Consider the following 19,945-nt stretch of genomic DNA (forward strand, 5'->3'; position numbering starts at 1 on the left):
ACCGGCCGGAACTTTCTCCGGCACGTGACCGACCAACGGGACAGCACATCAGCACAACGGAGGAAGAACCCATGCGTCCCACCGGTCCACTCGGCGCGAATCGACGCGCGCCACTCGTCTTCGCCGCCACCACCGCGGCCCTGCTGGCGCTCGGCGCCGCCGGCTGCGGCCCGGCCGACCCGGCGTCCGGCACCCGGTCGGACTCCTCGGCACCGGCGAGCGCGTCCGCCGGGGTGCTCGCCATCCGGGACCCGTGGGTGAAGGCGGCCGACAAGGGTATGACGGCGGCCTTCGGGACGCTGGTCAACGACAGCGACACCGACGTCACGCTCACCGGCGCCACCACCGAGGTGTCGGCGCTGGAACTGCACGAGATGACCATGAAGGACGGCACGATGGTCATGCGGCAGAAGCAGGGCGGCATCGTGATCAGGGCGAAGGGCACCCACGTGTTGGAGCCCGGCGGCGACCACCTGATGCTGATGGACCTGCGCCGACCGGTGCGGGCCGGCGACGAGGTCACGGTGACGCTCACCTTCGCCGACGGCCGGACCCAGCAGTTCACCGCCGTCGCCAAGCCGTTCACCGGGGCGCAGGAGAGCTACGCCCCCGGCCACGGCGCGCCCGAGCCGACCACGAGCGGTCAGCCGGCCCCGAGCGGACAGCCGACGACCGGCCCGACGCCGTGACCGGACAGCCGGGCGTCCGGGCGGTGAGCCGGCGCGGCCTGCTCGCCGGCGGGGCGCTGGCCGCAGGGGGCGCGCTGGCCGGTGGCGCGGTGGTCGTCGCCGGGCGGGACGGGCCGACCGGCGGGCCGACCGCGCCGCAGCCGAGTCCGGTGGCGGCTGTCGGGGGCATGGTCGAGCCGTTCCACGGGCCCCGGCAGGCTGGGGTGGCCACCGAACCACAGGCCCACGCCGCGTTCGTCGCGTTCACCCTGCGACCGGGAACCGACCGGGCGGCACTGGGCCGGCTGCTGCGGCTGCTCAGCGACGACGCGGCCCGGCTCACCCAGGGTCGGCCGGCACTTGCCGACACCGAGGCCGAACTCGGGCTGCTCCCGGCGCGGCTGACCGTGACCTTCGGATTCGGTCCCGGCCTGTACCGGGCCGCGGGCGTCGACGACCGGCGGCCGGCGTCGGTGGCCGACCTGCCGGCGTTGCGGATCGACCGGCTCCAACCGGCCTGGTCCGGCGGGGACCTGCTGGTGCAGATCTGCGCCGACGACGCGGTCACCGTCGCCCACGCCCAACGGGTGCTGGTCAAGGACAGCCGGCCCTTCGCCACCGTCCGATGGGTGCAGCAGGGCTTCCGGCGCAGCCCCGGCGTCGAGCCCGCCGGGCACACCCAACGCAACCTGTTCGGCCAACTCGACGGCACCGCCAACCCCCGTCCCGGCGTCGCGTTGGACACCGCCGTCTGGGTGCCCGACGGTCCGGACTGGCTGCGCGACAGCACCACCCTGGTGGTCCGCCGGATCAGCATGAACCTGGAGACCTGGGACCTGCTCGGCCGTACCGACCGGGAACTCGCCGTCGGCCGGCGGCTCGACACCGGCGCCCCGCTCACCGGCACCGGCGAACACGACGAACCCGACTTCGCCGCCGTCGGCGACGACGGGCTCACCGTCATCCCCGACTTCTCCCACCTCACCCGGGCCCGGGTCACCGACGACCGGTTGAAGATCCTGCGCCGCCCGTACAACTACGACGGGGTGCCCTCCCCGCAGGGGCACGCCGACAGTGGCCTGATCTTCGCGTCGTACCAGGCCGACGTCACCGCCCAGTTCCTGCCCATCCAACGTCGACTCGCCGACCGGGACCTGCTCAACGAGTGGACCACGCCGATCGGCTCCGCCGTCTTCGCCGTCCCGCCCGGCTGCCCGCCCGACGGGTGGATCGGCCAGCAGGTGCTGGGGTGAGCCGGCCCGTGACGACCATGTCACCGTCCCGCCGGGCCGCCGGCAGGTTCGTCGCCGTGCTGCTGACCGGCATTCTGACCCTGGTCGTCGCCGCCACGCCGGCCCGGGCGCACAACGGCCTGCGCTCCGCCTCGCCGGCCCGGGACGCGACGCTGACCCGCGCACCCACCGCGATCACGCTGGAGTTCCTGGCGCGGCTCGACCCGACGTTCACCAACATCGTGCTCACCGACGGGACGAAACGGCGCGTCGCCACCGACGATCCGGTGGTCTCCGGCGCGACGGGAAGCGTCCGGGTGACCGGTCCCCTGCCCAACGGGACGTACACCGTCGCGTACCGGGTGGTCTCCGCCGACGGGCACCCGGTGCAGGGGTCGTACCCGTTCACCGTGGCCGACCCGGCCGGTCCGGCCGCACCGTCACCCGAGCCGCCCGGCCCGTCGGCCGCCGCGGTCGCGCCGGGGCCCGGCGGCCGGGTCGCCGTCGTCGGCGTCGCCGGCACCGCGGTGGTCGTCCTGCTGGCGGCGGCAGTGCTGCGTCGGCGACGCCGGTCGCCGCGCCCCTGAGGCCACCCGCCGCCGCTGGGCCACGAGCGGTCGCGGCCGGCGGACCCGTGCCCGCAGGCCGCCGGGACTGCCGCTCCCCTGTGGACCGGTGGCGTCGCCGTCCCGTCCGGACATGTGCCGGGAACCACAGGGACGTTCGCTGCGACTACCTCACCGGGCGGGGCCGACCGCAGGGACACCGGACGACCCGCTGACACGGGGCGACCATCGGGTACCTCCCAACACATTCGATCGGATTGATATGTCTGTCACTGAGTTGTCCGACCCGCCGAGGCCGGAACCCGCGTCATCCACCGCCCCGCCCGACCGGCCGGCCCGGAGCGCGTCCCCGTTCGGCGCGCTGCTGCTGCGGCTGCACTTCTACGCCGGCATCCTGGTCGCGCCGTTCCTGGTGGTCGCCGCGTTGACCGGGCTCGCCTACACGGTGGCCCCGCAGGTGGACGCGGTGCTCTACGGCGAGGTGTTGACCGTGACCCAGGTGGGTGAGCGCCCGCTGCCGGTGGCCGACCAGGTCGGGGCCGCCCGCAACGCCCACCCGGAGGGCAGCGTCAGCGCGGTGCAGCCCGGCACCGGTGACCGGACCACGAGGGTGGTGTTCACGGTGCCGGAGCTGGCGGAGAGGCAGCACACCGTGTACGTCGACCCGTACACCGGCCGGGTGCAGGGGCGGCTCACCACCTGGTTCGGGTCCACGCCGGCCACCACCTGGCTGGACGACCTGCACCGCAACCTGCACCTCGGCACGGTCGGCCGGCACTACTCGGAGCTGGCCGCGAGCTGGCTGTGGGTGCTCGCGCTCGGCGGGGTGGTGCTGTGGTGGCGTCGCCGCCGGGCCTCCCGGGCCACCGCGCGGCACCTGCTCGTACCGGACCTGACCGCCGCCCGCGGGGTACGCCGGACCCGCAGCTGGCACGCCACCACCGGGATCTGGCTCACCGTCGGCCTGCTGTTCCTCTCGGCCACCGGGTTGACCTGGTCCCGGTACGCCGGGGCGAACTTCGGCGCCGGTCTCGACGCTCTCGACGCCCGTGCCCCGCAGCTCTCCACCGCCCTCGCCGCCGGGCCGGTCCCGGCCGACACCGGCGGTGGCCACCACGGTGCCGCCGGGGCCGGCGGGGTGGTCGAGTCGGCCGCCTTCGACCGGGTGCTGACCACCGCCCGCACCGCCGGGCTGGCCGGACCGGTCGAGATCGCCCCCGGCGCGCCGGGTTCGGCCTGGACGGTCACCCAGGTCGACAACACCTGGCCGGTCGCCAAGGACCGGGTCGCCGTCGACCCGACCACGGGCACGGTCACCGCCCGCAGCGACTTCGCCGACTGGCCGGTGCTGGCCCAGCTCAGTGGACTCGGCATCCAGGCCCACATGGGGGTGCTCCTCGGCCCGGTCAACCAGATCCTGCTCGCCGCGCTGGCCCTCGGGCTGCTCTGCGTCATCGTCTGGGGCTACCGGATGTGGTGGCAGCGCCGGCCCACCCGGGCGGACCGGCGGGCCCGCACCGGCAGCGCGCCGCCCCGGGGTGGCGTACGCGGCCTGCCGTGGTGGGCGGTGCTGGTCGGCGTACCGGTGGTGGTGGCGGTCGGCTGGGCGCTGCCCCTGCTCGGGCTGAGTCTCCTCGCCTTCCTCGCCGTCGACGTCGCCCTGGGCCTGGCGGCCCGCCGCCGCGACACCGCCCCCGCGCCGGCCGGCGGATGACGTGCCGACCCCCGGCCGGCACGTCACATTCCCGGGGTGACGATTGACCGGCCGGGGGTCGCGCCGTTACGGTCGAACCACTATCTGCGGCGTCGCGAGGTAAGCCGGTGAGAATCCGGCGCGGTCGCGCCACTGTGAGCGGTTCCGTCGTCGACGGTCCGCGAGCCAGGACGCTCGGTCGTCCGCAGCCTTGCGATGGGGACGCGTCATCCCCGGGAAGGTTCGAATCCCATGTCGAGTCCCACTCCTGCCCAGCCGCTGGTGCACCCCGTCGGGTCCGCCCGTCTGTGGTGGGCGGCCCTGGCCGTCGTCGGCGTACTCCTGCTGCTCACCTACCTGGTCGCGTTCGACCAGGGTGCGGTCTCGCGCAGCGGCATGTTCCTGCACGAGCTGATGCACGACGGCCGGCACCTGCTCGGTGTCCCGTGCCACTGACCCCTGCCCACAATCCACCCACCTTCGTCACCGTCCTGATCCGCGGCCTGCTCGCCGGCCTCGTCGCCGGCCTGCTCGCGGGCGGTTTCGGCTACCTCGTCGGTGAGCCGCGCATCGACGCGGCCATCGCGATCGAGGAGGCCGCCACCCACACCGGGCCGGTGGCCGACGACCACCACGCCGAGGACCTGGTCGGCCGGGACGGGCAGCGGTTCGGTCTGTTCCTGGCCACCGGGCTGTTCGGGACGGCGATGGGTGGCCTGCTCGCGACCGCGTACGTGCTGCTGCGCCGACGTTTCCCGGCCGCCGACGACGGCCGGTCGGCGTTGCTGCTGGCGGGCGGCGCACTGCTCGGCGTGGTGCTCGTGCCGTTCGGGAAGTACCCGGCCAATCCCCCGGCGGTCGGCAACCCCGACACCATCGACCAGCGCACCGTCGCCTACCTGGCGTTGGTGGTGCTCGGCCTGGTGGCCGTCTGGGCGGGCACGCTGGGCTACCGTTCGGTCCGCGCCGACGCGCCGCCCTGGCAACGGTACGGCGCGGCCCTCGGCGGGTTCGCCCTGGTCGCCGGCGTCGGGTACGTCGTCCTGCCGTCGTTCCAGGAGGTCCCGGACGACTTCCCGGCAACGCTGCTGTGGAACTTCCGGCTGGCGTCGCTCGGCACCCAGGTGGTGCTCTGGGTCGCCGTCGGCCTGCTGTTCAGCGCCCTGATGAGCCGACGTACCGGGGGTGGGCCGCGCCCCGGTGACCGGGCCGGCGAGCCGCTCTCCGGTCAGGGCACGCCGGCCCGCCCGTGACCTCGACCAGCCTGCGGCTGGTCGCCCACGCCCACACCGGCGCGCTACGGCGGGCGGTGTTCGGCGCGGGCGACGACGACCTGGACGAGGGCGGTCGACAGGCCGCCCTCGCCCTGGCCGGTCACGGGCGGACCGGGCCACTGGGCACTGTGGACACCTGCCTGACCAGCCCGGCGACCGCGGCGGTGCAGACCGCGTCCGCGCTCGGGTTGCGGCCCACCGTCGAGGCCGCGCTGGCCGACTGCGACTACGGCGGCTGGGCCGGCCGCAGCCTGGCCGACGTCGGGGCGCGGGAGCCCGGGGCGCTGCGCCAGTGGTGGGAGACGCCCGGGGCGACGCCGCACGGCGGGGAGTCCCTCGCCGCGCTGCGCGACCGGGTCGCCGGCTGGCTCGACGACCGGCTCGGGCCGGGCCGGCGGATCGTCGCGGTGACCCATCCGATGGTGGTCCGGGTGGCGGTCGTGCACGCGCTCGACCTGCCGATGGCCGCCCTGCCCCGGCTGGACGTCGTCCCCCTGGCGGTGGTGCGCCTCAGCCGGTACGGCCCCCGGTGGCAGCTCCGGTTCACCGCGCCGGTCGGGCCGCCGGACCCGCACCCGCGATGACCGGCAGGTCCGCCCCCGGCGAATCCGGTGGCGGCACGGGCCCGCTGGTGGCGAGACTCGGCGGGTGCCAGAACCGGACCGTTTCCGCGTCGCCGTCCACACCTGGGCGGCCGGCGGCCCGGACTCGGCGCGGGCCGCCGTGCTCGCCCGCCGGCTGGCCGGTGACGGGCTGACCACTGTGGTGCTCGTCGAGGGGGTCAGCGACCGTAGCGCGGTCGAGGCGCTGGCCGTACGGCGTGGCCGCGACCTGCCCGGCGAGGGCGTCTGCGTGCTGCCGATCGGCGGTGCGACGAGCGCCGGCCGGTTCCTGCGGCTGCTCGGCCCGCCGGGTCTCGGCCTGGCCGTCCGGGGGCTGTGCGACGAGGCCGAGGAGGGCTGGTTCCGACGCGGCCTGGAGCAGGTCGGTCTCGGCGTCGGCCTGGACCGCCCCGCGATGGAGGCGCTCGGCTTCCCGGTGTGCGTCGCCGACCTGGAGGACGAACTGATCCGCGCGTCGGGTCCCGCCGGAGTCGAGGACGTCCTCGCCGCCGAGGGTGACCTGCACCGGTTCCGGGTCTTCCAGAACCAGCCCGCCCAGCGGGGCCGGTCCGTGCAGCGGCAGCTGCGCCGGTTCCTCGGCACCACCAGCGGCCGCAAGGCCCGGTACGCTGCCGCGCTGGTGCACGCCCTCGACCCGAAGCGGGTTCCCCGGCCGTTGGACCGGCTGCTTCCCGCCCGGCCGCACCGCGCGGACTGACCCCGACGTACCCGGGCGGCGGGGCACGGCAACCGGCTGCGGGTAGGGTCGCGCAGATGACCGGTGATCCGTCGCTGCTCGCTGCCGACGATCCGCTGGCGGTCGCCGTGACCGGGGCGATCCGCGACGGTGACCTCGCCCGGCTGCGGTCGCTGCTCGGCGCGTATCCGGGGTTGGCCGCCTGGCGCATCGCGGACCGGGTCGGCGGGGTCCGTAGCCTGCTGCACGTGGCCACCGACTGGCCGGGCCGGTTCCCGCGTGGTGCCGCCACCGTCGCCGCCTTGGTCGCCGCCGGTGCCGACGTCGACGCCCGGTTCGCCGGGCCGCACCGGGAGACCCCGCTGCACTGGGCGGCCAGCTGCGACGACGTGGACGTCGTCGACGCCCTGCTGGACGCCGGTGCCGACATCGACGCACCCGGGAGCGTGATCGCCGACGGCACGCCGCTGGCGAACGCGCGGGCCTTCGGCCAGTGGCGGGCGGCGTACCGGCTGGTCGTCCGGGGGCCCGCACCACCCTCGTCGACGCGGCGACGCTCGGCCTGCACGACCGGGTGGAGCGGGCCTGCACCGGCGACGCCCCACCCTCGACCGACGAGATCGACTGGGCGTTCTGGGGTGCGTGCCACGGCGGGCGGCAGTCCTGCGCCGGATACCTGTGGGCACGCGGCGCGCGGCTCAACCGGGTACCGCCGTGGGAGCACCGCACCGCCCTGGACGCGGCCGTCCGGCGGGGCGCCACCGAGCTGGTCGGCTGGCTGCGGGCGCGCGGTGCCGTCACCGCCGCCGAGCTGGACCCGCGCCCGCCCGACGCCACCGCCTGACCCGGTACGCCCACCGCTCGTCCCGACGGGACGGCCCTGCCGGCAGGGGGCCGGCTACTCCCCGGCCGCCAACTGCTCCTTGGCCTCGTCGTAGCCGGCCGCCGCCGGCGCGTCGGTCGGCGCGTAGATCACCCGGATCACCCCGGTCGGGTACACCTCGGTCGTGGTCACCCGCAGGTGGTACGGGGTGTCCCCGTCGTCGAACAGCCGGCGGCCCTTGCGCGCTGCCACCGGGTGCACCAGCAGCCGCAGTTCGTCGACGAGCCCGGCGGCGAGCAACTGCTGCACCACCGAGATCGAGCCGGGGATGAGGACGCCACCGACACCGGGGTCGTCGCGCAGCGCGGTGACGACGTCGATGAGGTCGCCGTCGAGCACCTCGGAGTTGCGCCAGGGCAGCTCCCTCGCCTGCCGCGTGACGACCACCTTGCGCAGGTCGCCGAGCTGCTTGGCGAAGGGCGCGTCGTCGCCGCCGGCCGCCTCCCGGTCGGGCCACGCCCCGGCGAAGCTATCGTAGGTCTCCCGGCCGAGCAGCAGCACGTCGGCGGCGTCGTAGTCCGCGCTGACGGCCCGCCCCATGCTGTCGTCGAAGTACGGGAAGTGCCAGTCGGGGTCGATCTCGGCCACGCCGTCGGCCGAGATGAACAGCGTGGAGATGACCTTTGCCATCGGGAGGTCCCTTCAGGTCGGTAGCCGGACCGGCCCAGCATCCCAAACTTCCCGGTCGGACATCGCCCATCCCCCGGCCGACGGTCCGGCCCGTCGTGAGCGGGCCCTAACCGCGCAGCCTGATCCGGTAGCGTCGGGTGGGGCCGAAGCGGGTGTCCCCGATGCCCTCGAAAAGGCCGCCGCACCGTTCGATCGTCCGGGCCGAGGCAACATTGTCGGTCGCGCAGACGACCAGCAGCCGTTCCCGACCGAGTAGCCGTGCCTCGGCGAGCATCCGTCGCACCGCCCAGGTGGCCAGCCCCCGGCGGCGTGCGGAGGGACGGATGCCGTACCCGAGATGGCCGGCCCAGTGCGCCTGTTCGTCGTGGTCGGGGCGCAGGGCGATCCCGCCGAGCACCTGCACCCGTCCCGGCTCCCGCTCGATGATCCAGCGGTACGTGCAGGTGTGGTCGGTCGCCCCAGACCGGTCCGGCGGTGGCGTCAGTCGTGCCAGCCAGGCGGCGAACCCGGCCGGCGTGTCCACCTCGTCGGACGGGCGCAGTCCGAAGCCGTCCTCGTGCTGCCCCGGCCCCCATTCCGCGTGCGCTTCCTGCCATGCGTCGCGCAGGTGGGCGGTGGGGGCGATCAGGTCAGGCATCCGCCGAAGGTACCCCCGCCGGACGAGGGGGTGGGCGCGCCGACGCCGCGGTCCGGTCGCCGGCGGAAAAGATCGTGGTGGGCGGTGAAACCGGGGGGCCGTTCCGGACGTCCTGAGGGGTGAGTCGGGTACCGGCGGTGACCACCGGGCCGGTACGCCGACCGCGATCCCCCACCAGAAAGAGCGGACGATGTCGACGAAACGATGGCTCGCGGGCGTCGGGTTGCTGGCCCTGACCGGCGCGCTGGCGGCCTGCGCCCAGACGGGGCCCGGGGCCGACGCGCCCCCGGCCGAGCCGCAGCGCAAGCCGGCGGCCGTGGCGGTGGGGCTGTCCGCCACCCCGCCGAAGACGAGTTCCGCCCCGCGCGGGTTCACCGGCACCCGGCAGTACACGATCGTCCGGGTCGGTTCGTTCGAGGGCGGCCTGTCGCTGACCGACTCCGGTCGGCTGGCCGAGGTCGACGACGACCAGGGGCGGCAGCTGTTCGTACCGACCCCGCTGGGCGGTGGGAAGTACCTGATCAAGGCGTACGCCCGGACCAGTGCCGGCCCGCTGTGCTGGCGGGTGCATAATCCGGGCAACAGCCAGCCGCTGGTGGTGCAGGCCGCCACCTGCCGGACCGACGACGCGCGCCAGCAGTTCGAGATCGTCGCGGCGGCCGGCAGCACGCCGTCGTACCTGATCAGCAGCGCCGGGGCGTTCCTGCGGACCTCCGCGCGCTCCGGCCTCATCCTCGAGGAGTTGGGTGACGCCCCGCCGACGAGCAGTTTCCGGTTCACCGACAACGGGCCGGCGCCGGCCGGTCGGTCGGTGACGCTCGGCCGGTCGGGTCGGCCGGGGGCACGACCCCGACCGGCCCGACCGGAACGGGGCGTGGCAGGGGCGGGCGGGGCGGGGCCGGGTGGGCCCCGCGCCGGGTGGGACGGGACCAGAGGCGACCGGGTGGGTGGAGAGCGTGATCGATGCGTGACGCCGAGGAGTTCGACGCGTTCTACGCCTCGTCGGCCCAGCGGGTGCTGGGGCAGGTGTACGCGATGGTCGGCAGCCGTACCGAGGCCGAGGACGCGGTGGCCGAGGCGTACGCCCGTGCCTGGAGCCGCTGGTCGACGGTGCGGGAGTGCGACAGCCCCGAGGCGTGGGTGCGCAAGGTGGCGTACCGGGTCGCGGTGAGCGCCTGGCGCAAGACGGTGAACCGGGTGCGGGCCCACCGCCGGGAGGCGGTCGCCCAGCAGGTCGAGCCGGTCTCGGTCGATCATGTCGTGCTGGTCGAGGCGTTGCGGCGGATCCCCGGCGAGCAGCGCCGGGCCATCGTGCTGCACCACCTGGTCGGCCTCAGCGTGGCCGAGATCGCCGTGGAGACCCGGGCGAATCCGAACACCGTCAAGACCCGGCTGGCCCGGGGCCGCCGGGGCCTGGCCGGGTACCTGAGCGGGGACGGACAGCAGACGACGGCGGGGAGGGGCCATGGGGTCTGACGACATGCTCGACGACGCCCTGCGGGGGCTGGCCCGGCACGCCGGGCAGACCGGTCGGCTCGCCACGGTCGCCGAGGTCCGTCGGCGGGGCGACCACAGGCGTCGCCGGCGGCACGTCGCGACGGCCGCGGTGGGGGTCGTCGTGCTGGGGGCGCTGGGGACCGGTTTCGCCGTGGCCCGGCTGGCGGGGCCGCCGCAGGCCACCGTGCCCGTCGGTCCGCCCGCCACGACGTCGGCACCGCCCACGGCGACCCCGTCGACCGGGCCGACGCCGCGTACCCCGGCGACCGACGGGTCGACGTCCGGCGCGACGGGTGCCACCCCGGGTACGCCGCAGGGTTCGGCGACCGCCGATCCGTTGCGGCTCGGGCAGCGCCGGTACGCCCTGGTGCGGTCCGCGGCGGCGGAGGGCGCGGTGTCCCTGCTCGACGACGGCCGGCTCGGCGAGGTCGACGGTGACGAGGGCCGGTCGCTGTTCGTCTTCGTGCCCCAGGGCTCCGGCACCTACCTGGTCCGCACCGCCGAACCGGACGCCGACGGCGACCTGGCCTGCTGGCAGGTCCGCTCGTCGGGTTCCCAGCCGCTGACCGTGGCAGGGGCCCCGTGCGAGCCGACGGAACCGCGGCAACTGTTCTCGATCGCGGTCGACGGCACGGCCGGCGGCCAGCGGACCTACGCCATCAGCAACAACTCGGCGTACCTCCAGTTCTCCAGCCGTCGCGGGCTGATCCTCGAGGAACTGGGCGACGCCCCGCTGACGACGGTGTTCCGGTTCGTCGACAACGGCCCCGCGCCGCAGGGCTGACCCCGGCGGGGCGGGTGCGGGCCGCGCTCACCGCCGGGGCAGGCCGGCCACCCAGCGGTCCAGTTCCGCCGGGGAGCCGAAGCGCAGCACGGGCGGTCCGGTGGGGTCGGCCTGCCAGGCCCGCATCCGGCGGCGGGCCCGGCCGAACGCGCCGACGTGCCAGAGCAGGATCGAGTCCCGGGACAGCACGCTGCCCAGCGTCTCCCGGTTGCCGTTGCAGATCACCTCGCCGGTCACCAGCCGGCTGACGGTACGGCGCAGCAGCCGCCCGAAGGACCGCCAGCGCGGGTAGTCCAGGGCGACGACGAGGTCGGCGCGGGCCAGCGGCACGTCCCGCCACCCGTGGTAGGCCCCGTCGATGATCCACCGTTCGCCCCGGCAGATCCGGGTGATCCGGTCGCGTTGCTCGGCCACCGGCACCTCGACCCAGCCGGGCTGCCACAGCAGGTCGTCGACGGGGTGCCAGGGCAGGCCCAGCCGGTCGGCCAGCCGCGCGGCGAGGGTGGACTTGCCCGCGCCGTACACCCCGTAGACCAGGATGCGGGACGGTGCGCTCATCCGGGCAGCCTACGCAGCAGGTACGCGGTCCGCACGGTGCGCCCGGGGCGGTCCGGCGCGACGGTCGCCGGGCGCGGACGGCCGGTCGCCGGCCGGCACGGCGGGCGTCGATGCCTCTTGTCGGAATCTCCCGCCGTCCATTAGTTTGTTTAACATCCAGACCAACTAGCTCCACTTCCACCTGCGAATCCACCACCAGCCCTTTCCAAGGGGGGACCGATGACACCCCAGCAACCCGGCTCGACGGCCTCGCGCCGCCACTTCCTCGGCCTGGTCGGCCTCGGCACGGCCGCCATCGCCGGCGGCCCCCTGCTCGCCGGGTGCTCCGAGAAGCCGGCCGGCTCCGGCGCCGCGCAGAACCTGGACTCCTTAGCCAACCTGCTGCCGACGCGGAAGGACCTCGCCCAGAGCATCAAGCCCGACATCATCGGCACCCGCCCGGTGCCCGACGGCTACACGAAGTACCCGACCTCGCTGATCGACGCGATCACCGAGCGGCCCGGCACCAGCGGCAAGGAGATCACCGCGATGACCCCCGCGTGGGGTCCGGCCCCACCCGGGGCCGCGCAGAGTGCCTACCTCCAGGCGGTCAACGCGAAGCTGGGCACGCCGGTGAACTTCACCATCCAGGACGGCAACACCTACGCCGACAAGCTCAACGCGATGCTCGGCGCGCGGGACGTCCCGGAGCTGCTCTGCGTGCCGGCCTGGGAGGTGGACAAGATCCCGCGCTTCTCCGAGGCGATCAAGGTGCTCTTCGAGGACCTCACCGACCACCTCAAGGGCGACGCGGCCAACGCGTACCCGATGCTGGCCTCGTTCCCCACCGGCGCCTGGCGCAACTCGCTGTGGAACGAGCGGCTGATGGCCGTGCCCAACCCGACCGACGGGCCGTTCCCCTGGGCGTTGTTCACCCGCAAGGACCTGCTCGACGCGCGCGGGCTGGCGGTGCCGGCGTCGCTCGACGACCTGCTCACCGTGGCCAAGCAGGTCACCGACCCGGCCAAGAAGGTGTGGGCGTTCGACAACGTCTTCGACATGATCCAGATGTACCACAAGGTGCCGGCCTCCAAGCAGGGCTGGCGGCTGAAGGCCGACGGGACCCCGGAGTTCAAGTACGAGACCCCGGAGTACCGGCAGGCCGTCGAGGTGATGGCCAAGATCTACAAGGACGGTCTGGTCCACCCCGAGATCATCGCCAGCAAGGGCGCGGACAGCGCCCAACTGTTCGCCAAGAACGGCGCGATCGTCTTCACCCGCAACGGGGTGGGCTTCTGGCAGGGCGCCCAGGCCGAGCACCAGAAGGTCAACCCCAAGCTGAACATCCAGCCGGTGCCGGTCTTCTCGGCCACCGGCGGCGACCCCCTGGTCTGGGGCGACGACGAGCCGATCTCCTTCACCTTCGTCAAGAAGGGCGTCGGCAAGGACCGGGTCGAGGAACTGCTGCGGATCATGAACTGGTGCTCCGCGCCGCTCGGCACGCAGGAGGCGCAGCTGCGGGACTACGGAGTGGCGGGCAAGCACCACACCAGCACGCCGAACGGGCCGGTCAAGACCGACCTGGCGTTCAAGGAGATCGCCAACCAGTACTTCTTCATCAGCGGCCGCAACCCCACCATCGGCCCGTACCCGGAGACCCCGAACTACGTGCCGGACCTGCTGAACTACTCCAACGCCATGGTGAAGTTCCTGGAGAAGGACCCGTGGGACGGGGTGAAGCTGGAGATGCCGGCCGCGTACAAGGCCAACCAGGTGCCCACCGAGGACAAGATCACCGACATGCTGCGGGGCCGCCGGCCGCTGTCCGACATCGACGCCATCGTGCAGGAGTGGAAGGCCAACGGGGGCGAGGAAGCGCGGGAACTGCTCGCCAAGTCGCTGCCCAAGGCCGGGCGATGACCATTCGCGACACCACCGTCGTGGCCGGGTCCGACCGGACCCGGCCCGACGGGCCAACCCGGGCGGGGCGCGGCCGCCGCCCCGCCCGTCGCCGGGTGCCGCTGCGCACCCGGCTCGCCCGGGACTGGCAGCTGCTGCTCATGGTGACGCCCGGGTTCCTCGTCCTGCTGGTCTTCAGCTACCTGCCGATCCTGGGCAACGTCATCGCCTTCCAGGACTACAACCCCTACCTGGGGGACAACCCGTTGCAGGCGTTCGCCCGCAGCAACTGGATCGGCTTCGGGCAGTTCCAGCTGTTGTTCGAGGACTCGGCGTTCTGGGACGCGCTGCGCAACACCCTGGCGATCACCGCGTTCCAGCTGGTGTTCTTCTTCCCGCTGCCGATCTTCCTGGCGATCATGCTGCACAACCTGCTGTCCAGCCGGTGGCGTGGCTTCGTGCAGACCGTCGTCTACCTGCCACACTTCTTCAGCTGGGTGCTCGTGGTCAGCTTCTTCGTCGCCATGCTCGGCGGTGCCGGCCTGCTCGCGCAGACCATGCGCGACGCCGGCATGCAGCCGTGGAACGTGATGACCAACCCGGACACGTTCATCATCCTGGTCACCGCCGAGGCGGTCTGGAAGGACGTCGGCTGGGGCACCATCGTCTTCCTCGCCGCGTTGTCCACCATCGACACCAGCCTCTACGAGGCGGCGGCGGCCGACGGCGCCGGCCGGTGGCGGCGGCTGTGGCACATCACCCTGCCCGGCCTGCGCCCGGTGATCGTGCTGCTGCTCATCCTGCGGCTGGGCGACGCGCTCTCGGTCGGCTTCGAACAGTTCCTGCTGCAACGCGACGCGGTGGGCCGGCAGGCCGCCGAGGTGCTCGACACGTTCGTCTACCACTTCTCCATCGCCACCGGGAACTACGGCTACGGCGCGGCGGCCGGCCTGTTCAAGGCGGCGATCGGGCTGGGCCTGATCCTGGCCGCGAACCGGGTCGCGCACCTGCTCGGCGAACGGGGGATCTACTCGAAATGACCACCACCGTCGCACCGAGGGCCCGCGCGGGGCGCGACCGCCGGCCGGTCTGGGAGGAACCACCGACCCGGATCGGCCAGGGGCTCAAGGCCACCTTCCTGGCCCTGCTCGTGCTCAGCGTGCTCTTCCCGCTCTGGGTGATCCTGGTGACCAGCCTGTCCTCCCGGGAGACCCTCGCCGAGGCCGGCGGCCTCGTGGTCGTCCCCCGGGGCATCGACACCGCCGCCTACGAGACGATCTTCGCCGGTGGGGCGGTCACCCGGGCCCTGTGGATCAGCACGCTGGTCACCGTCATCGGCAGCGCGCTGGCGCTGACCGTGACGGTGCTCGCCGCGTACGGGCTGTCCCAGCCGCGTTCGGTGGGCTACCGCTGGCTGCTGGTCTACTTCCTGGTCCCGTTCCTGGTCTACCCGCCGCTGGTGCCGAAGTACCTGGTGGTGACCGGGCTGGGCCTCAAGGACACCATCTGGGCGCTGGTCCTGCCGCCGGCGATCAGCGTGTTCAACCTGGTCGTGGTGCGGGGCTTCTTCCAGGGCATCCCGCAGGAGCTGCTGGACAGCGCCCGGGTCGACGGGGCCAGCCACTTCCGTACCCTGATGCGGATCGTGCTGCCGTTGTCCCGGGCGGTCATCGCCGTGGTGGGGTTGTTCTACGCGGTGAGCTACTGGAACGTCTGGTTCGACGCGCTGCTGTTCATCGACCGCAACGACATGTACCCGATCCAGCGGGTGTTGCAGAGCTACCTGCTGGCCGGGCAGGCCCCGCACACCTCCGGCGGCAGCACCGGGGTGTCGATGCCACCGACCGAGGCGATCAAGATGGCGGTGGTGGTGCTCACCGTCGCCCCGATCGTCGCGGTCTACCCGTTCATCCAGCGGCACTTCATCAAGGGCGTGCTGATCGGCGCCGTGAAGGGCTGACCGTCGCGGCGGGCCGGGTCGGCGGGGGTGCCGGCCCGCGTGCGACAGTAGGCGGTCGTGAGCACCCTTGCCGTACGCGGACTGACCCGCCGGTTCGGCGCGCTGGTCGTCCTCGACGACGTGCGCTTCCAGCTCGACGCGGGTCAGATCGCCGTGGTCGTCGGGCCCAACGGCTCCGGCAAGACCACCCTGCTGCGCTGCGTCGTCGGGGCGGACCGCCCGGACGAGGGCGAGGTCCTGCTCGACGGCCGGCGTTGCGACGAGACCGATCCCCGGGTCCGGGCGGCGGTCGCCGCCGCCCTCGACGACATCGACTTCTTTCCCGACCTGTCCGTCGTGGAACACCTCGAACTGCTCGCCTACGCCCACGGCGGCACCGCCGAACCCGTCGCGGAGGTGCTCGCCGAGTTGGCTCTCGAACCGGCCCGCGACCAGCTTCCGGCGACGCTGTCCAGCGGGCAGCGCCGCCGTCTCGCCCTCGCCTCCTGCTTCGTGCGCCCGCGCCGGCTGCTCGTCCTCGACGAGCCGGAGCAGCGCCTCGACGTCCGGGGCCGGGCCTGGCTGGCGCAGCGGCTGCTGCGGGAGAAGGCGGCCGGCACGGCGGTGCTGATGGCGTCGCACGACACCGAACTGATCGACAGGGTCGCCGACCGGCGGATCGAGATCGGCGGCTGAGGTGACGTCGACCAGGACCCTCCCGCCGGCGGTGGTCGGGCCCACGCCCCGGCAGCTACGGGCCCGGCTGCGTCAGGCCCGCCGCCGGCACCATCCCGGTTCGCTGGGCGAGGTGCTCACCGACGCCTACGTCGTGGTCCTGTTCGTCGCCCTGTACGGCTGGTTCGCGGTCGCCGCGATCCGCGACCACCTGGCGGCCCCGCAGGTCGCCCGGACCGACCCGGGTGACAGGTACTGGATCGCCGTGGCCGCCGTGACGGCGGGGGCCGGGCTCGTCTGGTGGGGCCTGCGGCTGACCGGGCCGCTGCTGGTCACCCCGGCCGCCCATGCCTGGCTGGTCAGCTCCCCGGTGGACCGCCGGGCGTGGCTGCTCCCCCGGTTCGGCGGCCTGGTCGGCGGCGGCACCATCGGTGTCGGGCTGCTGGCGGTGGCAGCCGCGTACGCCGGTGGCCTCGACCGCCCCGCCGACCTGGCATGGGCGGCGTTGGCCGGCCTCACCGGCGGGGCCACCGCGACCGGGTGGGCCGTCGTCGCCCAGGGCACGGCCCCCACGCCCCACTGGGCGCGACTGCCCGCCGTCGGACTACCCGCCGTCGGAGCCACGATCGCGGTGCTGGTGGTGCTCGGGCACGCCACCGGATGGTCCCCGCCGCTGCCGCCGGTGCCGCTGACCCCCGTCGTCGGCCTGGTGCTGCTGCCGGTGGCGCTGGCGTCGACCGGCAGCGCGTACCGGCGGCTGCCCCGGGTGGACCGGGCGGCGCTGACCACCGGGGCGCAGTTCGCCAACGCCGCGACCACCGCCGCCGTGCTGCTGGACCCGTCGCTGCTCGCCGCGCTGGTGGAGAGCCGCCGGTGGCGCGCGGTCGGTCTGGTACGCGGCCGACCCCTACGGGCCGGCGGCCGGTTCGCGGTGCTGCTCCAGGCGGAGGTACGCCGGTTGGCGCGCCGTCGGGGTGCCCTCGTCGGCTGGGCCGGGGCGCTGCTGGCCATGTACGCCGTCGCGGTGGCGCTGCCGTCGATCGCGGGTCCCGCGCACCTGGTCCTGGCGTACCTGTCCACCGGTCGGCTCACCGGCGGGCTGCGCGCGGTGAGCCGGTCGGCGGGCCTGCGGCGGTCCCTGGGCGGCAGCGACACCCTGCTGCGGCTGACGCACCTCGTCGTGCCGGGTGTCGGTGCCACCGTGTGGTATCTGGCCACCCTGCCGGCGCTGCGGCCGGTCCCCGTCGCGCTCGACGCGGTGCTGCTGCTCGGGGTCGTGACGGCCGCCTTCTGGGCCGGCACCCGCCCACCCATGCGGTACGGCGGGGCGATGGTGAGCACCCCGTTCGCGATGGTGCCCGTCGACCTGGTCCGTCAGGTGCTGCGCGGCCCGGACCTGGTCGCCGTGCTGGTCGTCGTCCAACTGCTCGCGGGGTGACGGCGGCGGCCGGGCGCTCAGCGGGCCGGCAGGCAGACCTTCCCGGTGAACGCCGGGTCGGGTTGCCGGTTGCCCGCCCAGGCCGGGTTCGCCGCGATCGGCAGCGGCGGCGCCTGCCAGGCGGCGGCGAAGCTCTGCATCAGCGGGTACTCGGCCCGGGTGTGCGCGATCGGCTTGCCGAGCAGGAAGTCGATCAACCGGTCCTGGAGCAGCCTGCGGTCCAGCAGGCCACCGTGCACGCCGGGGATCTGGAAGACCGGAATCCGGCTGTACTCCCCCGGCGGCGCCTCGGTGGCCGTCGCGGTGGGCAGGAAGGCGACGATCCGGACCCCCGGCACGGGACACATCAGCTGGTTGCGGTAGAACGGCGCGTCGTCGAGCAGCGACCGGATGAACGGCTCGTCCGGACCGCCGCCGACGTCGGCGAGCCCGAAGATGGCCCGCAGTTGCCAGCCGGTGACCACTCCCCAGCCCTGGTCGTGGTGCGGGGGCGGGTAGTAGGCCCGGCCGGCGTAGATCAACGGGCTGAACATGACGAGGATGTCGACCGCCGGGTCGCGCCGCCGGGCCAGATAGGTGCGGGCCACCATCGCCCCCTCGCTCTCCCCGATCAGCGCCACCTGCCGTCCGGTGCGCCGGTGCAGCAGCTCCACCTGCCGGGCGAGCAGCGCCACGCTGTCCGCCATCGACCGGGTGGTGTCCGCCGACCGGTACGCCAGCGGCTTCCCGGCGGGGTCGAGGCCCCGGTAGGAGAAACGCTGCACCCGGGGGTCGGACGGCTGCTCACCACCGTAGTCCGAGCCGTAGCCGGTGAGCACGATCACCGCGTGGGTGACCGCGGCGGGCAGCGGTCGTTCCAGCACCGCCGTCCTGATCCACTGCTCGTTGCCCGGGACCAGGTCGGTCACCGGCGGGATGACCAGCGGCACGGCGACGGCCAGCAGCGCCGCCAGCGGGGTCACCGGCACCCGGGCCCAGCGCACCCGCGAGGGCAGCAGCGCGGCCCGGACCGTCCGGTTCCACAGCACCCCGTTGAGCGCCCCCGCCACCCCGGCCACCGGCACCGTCCACCAGCCGGGCACCACCCAGCACAGCGCACCGGCCACGGTCAGCACCACGAAGTTCAGCAGCGACCAGCCGACCAGCGAGATCGACGGCAGCCCCCGCCACCAGTGCTCCACCACCGCCACCCGTTGCAGGAACGGCGCGAGCAGGAACATCGGCAGCAGCGACGCCAGCAGCACCCAGGACAGGGCGACCACCGACGCCGCCACCGAGATCGCCGCCCAGGGCGCGACGAACCCGCCGACCAGCACGCCGAGCACGACGTTGCGGCGCAGCAGCCAGCCCAGTGACGGCCGGGGCACCCCGGACGGCCAGGCCAGCAGCACCAGGCCGGTGGTGAACAGGCCCCGGGCGACCAGCACGTAGATCAGCCAGAGCGCGAACTCCCACCACGACCGGTGGTAGACGTAGAGCCACCGCAGGTCGTGGTAGGTGTCGTACGGCCACAGGGCGGTGAGCTGCGGGGGGATGCCCTCGGCGGCCCGGAATCCGAGGGCGACCAGCACGGTGGCCTCGATCATCGGCACCAGGCCGGTCACCAGCAGCAGCCCGACGAACCTTCGATTCAAGACCACCCCGTTCCGCCGTACCGTGCGCGATCGCGTCTCTCGAAGGCTCCACCGGAACGACGGCCGGCGTCGGCGAATCCGGCACATTGCCCCGGTTCGACCGACGCCGGCGCGTACGGCGACGACGCGACCGCGTCGCCCGGACGGGCCCGGGTGGCGCGGCGGACGGCTGCCGGTCCGGGGGGTGCCCGGACCGGCCCCGTCGCGGATCACTGGACCAGGCAGGTGCCCCCGTTGAACTGGAACGCGGCCGGGCGCGGGTTGCTCGCACCGGAGGTGCCCTGCACGCCGAAGCTGACCGTGCCGCTCTGCGGCACGGTGCCGTTCCAGGCGACGTTGCGGGCGGTGACGGCGGCGCCGGACTGGGTGACCTGCGCGTTCCAGGCGTTGGTGATCCGCTGGTCGGCGGCGAAGGACCAGGTCAACGTCCAACTGGTGACCGAGAATCCCAGGTTGGTGATCGACACCTCGGCGGTGAACCCGCCGTTCCACTGGTTGGGCTGCCAGACGACCCGGCAGGAGACGGGCGGCGGGGTGACCGGCGGCGTGGTGGGCGGGGGCGTGGTCGGCGGGGGCGTCGTCGGCGGGGGCGTCGTCGGCGGCGGCGTCGTCGGCGGCGGCGTCGTCGGCGGCGGCGTCGTCGGCGGCGGCGTCGTCGGC

At 74.2% G+C, this 19,945-nt stretch carries 21 protein-coding genes, 1 pseudogene and 1 riboswitch; of the genes and pseudogenes, 17 read left to right on the forward strand and 5 right to left on the reverse strand.

Annotated elements, in window-relative coordinates:
* Window positions 1-71 precede the first annotated feature (71 nt).
* From B5D80_RS17385 to B5D80_RS34395, 10 genes and pseudogenes are all read left to right on the forward strand, one after another.
* Window positions 72-689, forward strand: a complete 618-nt coding sequence (locus B5D80_RS17385) for a copper chaperone PCu(A)C (protein ID WP_088644930.1) — start codon at window positions 72-74, stop codon at window positions 687-689.
* 23 nt (window positions 690-712) lie between these two features.
* A complete protein-coding gene (locus B5D80_RS17390) occupies window positions 713-1,921 on the forward strand; it encodes a Dyp-type peroxidase (RefSeq protein ID WP_088644954.1) in 1,209 nt (402 codons plus the stop codon).
* A gap of 17 nt (window positions 1,922-1,938) precedes the next feature.
* Window positions 1,939-2,487 (forward strand): copper resistance CopC family protein, encoded by a 549-nt coding sequence (locus B5D80_RS17395; protein ID WP_088644955.1) that lies wholly within the window; start codon window positions 1,939-1,941, stop codon window positions 2,485-2,487.
* Between the two features lie 241 nt (window positions 2,488-2,728).
* On the forward strand, window positions 2,729-4,180 hold the full coding sequence (locus B5D80_RS17400; RefSeq protein ID WP_088644931.1) for a PepSY-associated TM helix domain-containing protein: 1,452 nt from the start codon (window positions 2,729-2,731) through the stop codon (window positions 4,178-4,180).
* Between the two features lie 103 nt (window positions 4,181-4,283).
* Window positions 4,284-4,351: riboswitch (cobalamin riboswitch) on the forward strand.
* A gap of 60 nt (window positions 4,352-4,411) precedes the next feature.
* Window positions 4,412-4,615 carry a CbtB domain-containing protein gene (locus B5D80_RS17405; protein ID WP_088644932.1) on the forward strand — a complete coding sequence of 68 codons (204 nt, stop codon included), beginning with the start codon at window positions 4,412-4,414 and terminating at the stop codon, window positions 4,613-4,615.
* A complete protein-coding gene (locus tag B5D80_RS17410; protein WP_088644933.1) occupies window positions 4,606-5,412 on the forward strand; it encodes a CbtA family protein in 807 nt (268 codons plus the stop codon). The genes B5D80_RS17405 and B5D80_RS17410 overlap by 10 nt, the downstream gene beginning before the upstream one ends.
* Window positions 5,409-6,017: a histidine phosphatase family protein gene (locus B5D80_RS17415; protein ID WP_088644934.1), complete on the forward strand. Its 609-nt coding sequence runs from the start codon at window positions 5,409-5,411 to the stop codon at window positions 6,015-6,017. The genes B5D80_RS17410 and B5D80_RS17415 overlap by 4 nt, the downstream gene beginning before the upstream one ends.
* A 64-nt stretch (window positions 6,018-6,081) precedes the next feature.
* The gene (locus tag B5D80_RS17420) at window positions 6,082-6,753 is read left to right on the forward strand and encodes a TOPRIM nucleotidyl transferase/hydrolase domain-containing protein (RefSeq protein ID WP_088644935.1); all 672 of its coding nucleotides are present in this window, start codon (window positions 6,082-6,084) and stop codon (window positions 6,751-6,753) included.
* Window positions 6,754-6,809: 56 nt separating this feature from the next.
* Window positions 6,810-7,133, forward strand: a pseudogene (locus B5D80_RS35130) (ankyrin repeat domain-containing protein); the annotation flags it as partial.
* 92 nt (window positions 7,134-7,225) lie between these two features.
* On the forward strand, window positions 7,226-7,576 hold the full coding sequence (locus B5D80_RS34395) for a hypothetical protein (protein ID WP_245854694.1): 351 nt from the start codon (window positions 7,226-7,228) through the stop codon (window positions 7,574-7,576).
* A 54-nt stretch (window positions 7,577-7,630) separates the two neighbouring features.
* Here the strand turns inward: B5D80_RS34395 and B5D80_RS17430 are convergent, their stop codons facing one another.
* Together B5D80_RS17430 and B5D80_RS17435 are read right to left on the reverse strand one after the other, a co-directional pair.
* The gene (locus B5D80_RS17430) at window positions 7,631-8,245 is read right to left on the reverse strand and encodes a dihydrofolate reductase family protein (RefSeq protein ID WP_088644936.1); all 615 of its coding nucleotides are present in this window, start codon (window positions 8,243-8,245) and stop codon (window positions 7,631-7,633) included.
* A gap of 106 nt (window positions 8,246-8,351) precedes the next feature.
* A complete protein-coding gene (locus B5D80_RS17435; RefSeq protein ID WP_088644937.1) occupies window positions 8,352-8,882 on the reverse strand; it encodes a GNAT family N-acetyltransferase in 531 nt (176 codons plus the stop codon).
* Between the two features lie 963 nt (window positions 8,883-9,845).
* Here B5D80_RS17435 and B5D80_RS17445 point away from each other — a divergent pair.
* Window positions 9,846-10,358, forward strand: coding sequence for an RNA polymerase sigma factor (locus B5D80_RS17445; RefSeq protein ID WP_088644938.1), 513 nt, complete (start codon window positions 9,846-9,848; stop codon window positions 10,356-10,358).
* Window positions 10,348-11,163 (forward strand): hypothetical protein, encoded by an 816-nt coding sequence (locus tag B5D80_RS17450; RefSeq protein WP_088644939.1) that lies wholly within the window; start codon window positions 10,348-10,350, stop codon window positions 11,161-11,163. Before B5D80_RS17445 ends, B5D80_RS17450 begins: the two co-directional genes overlap by 11 nt.
* A gap of 27 nt (window positions 11,164-11,190) precedes the next feature.
* On the opposite strand, the gene B5D80_RS17455 is transcribed toward B5D80_RS17450, so the two are convergent.
* Window positions 11,191-11,721, reverse strand: coding sequence for a P-loop NTPase family protein (locus B5D80_RS17455; protein ID WP_088644940.1), 531 nt, complete (start codon window positions 11,719-11,721; stop codon window positions 11,191-11,193).
* Between the two features lie 219 nt (window positions 11,722-11,940).
* Here B5D80_RS17455 and B5D80_RS17460 point away from each other — a divergent pair, with 219 nt between their 5' ends.
* From B5D80_RS17460 to B5D80_RS17480, 5 genes are read left to right on the forward strand one after another with little or no spacing between them, the layout of a single operon-like run.
* Window positions 11,941-13,620: an extracellular solute-binding protein gene (locus B5D80_RS17460; RefSeq protein ID WP_088644941.1), complete on the forward strand. Its 1,680-nt coding sequence runs from the start codon at window positions 11,941-11,943 to the stop codon at window positions 13,618-13,620.
* A complete protein-coding gene (locus tag B5D80_RS17465) occupies window positions 13,617-14,639 on the forward strand; it encodes an ABC transporter permease (protein WP_211291549.1) in 1,023 nt (340 codons plus the stop codon). Before B5D80_RS17460 ends, B5D80_RS17465 begins: the two co-directional genes overlap by 4 nt.
* Window positions 14,636-15,559, forward strand: coding sequence for a carbohydrate ABC transporter permease (locus B5D80_RS17470; protein ID WP_088644942.1), 924 nt, complete (start codon window positions 14,636-14,638; stop codon window positions 15,557-15,559). The genes B5D80_RS17465 and B5D80_RS17470 overlap by 4 nt, the downstream gene beginning before the upstream one ends.
* Window positions 15,560-15,616: 57 nt before the next feature.
* Window positions 15,617-16,234 (forward strand): ABC transporter ATP-binding protein, encoded by a 618-nt coding sequence (locus B5D80_RS17475; protein WP_088644943.1) that lies wholly within the window; start codon window positions 15,617-15,619, stop codon window positions 16,232-16,234.
* A 1-nt stretch (window position 16,235) separates the two neighbouring features.
* Window positions 16,236-17,651, forward strand: coding sequence for a DUF6297 family protein (locus B5D80_RS17480; protein WP_088644944.1), 1,416 nt, complete (start codon window positions 16,236-16,238; stop codon window positions 17,649-17,651).
* Between the two features lie 17 nt (window positions 17,652-17,668).
* Here B5D80_RS17480 and B5D80_RS17485 read toward each other — a convergent pair whose 3' ends face one another.
* Both B5D80_RS17485 and B5D80_RS17490 read right to left on the reverse strand, forming a co-directional pair.
* Window positions 17,669-19,372, reverse strand: a complete 1,704-nt coding sequence (locus B5D80_RS17485) for an alpha/beta hydrolase family protein (protein ID WP_211291550.1) — start codon at window positions 19,370-19,372, stop codon at window positions 17,669-17,671.
* Between the two features lie 122 nt (window positions 19,373-19,494).
* On the reverse strand, window positions 19,495-19,945 hold a 451-nt coding region (locus B5D80_RS17490; RefSeq protein ID WP_211291551.1), incomplete at its 5' end, for a cellulose binding domain-containing protein.

Origin of the sequence: Micromonospora wenchangensis (assembly GCF_002210435.1) — a bacterium.
Taxonomy (GTDB): Bacteria; Actinomycetota; Actinomycetes; order Mycobacteriales; family Micromonosporaceae; genus Micromonospora; species Micromonospora wenchangensis.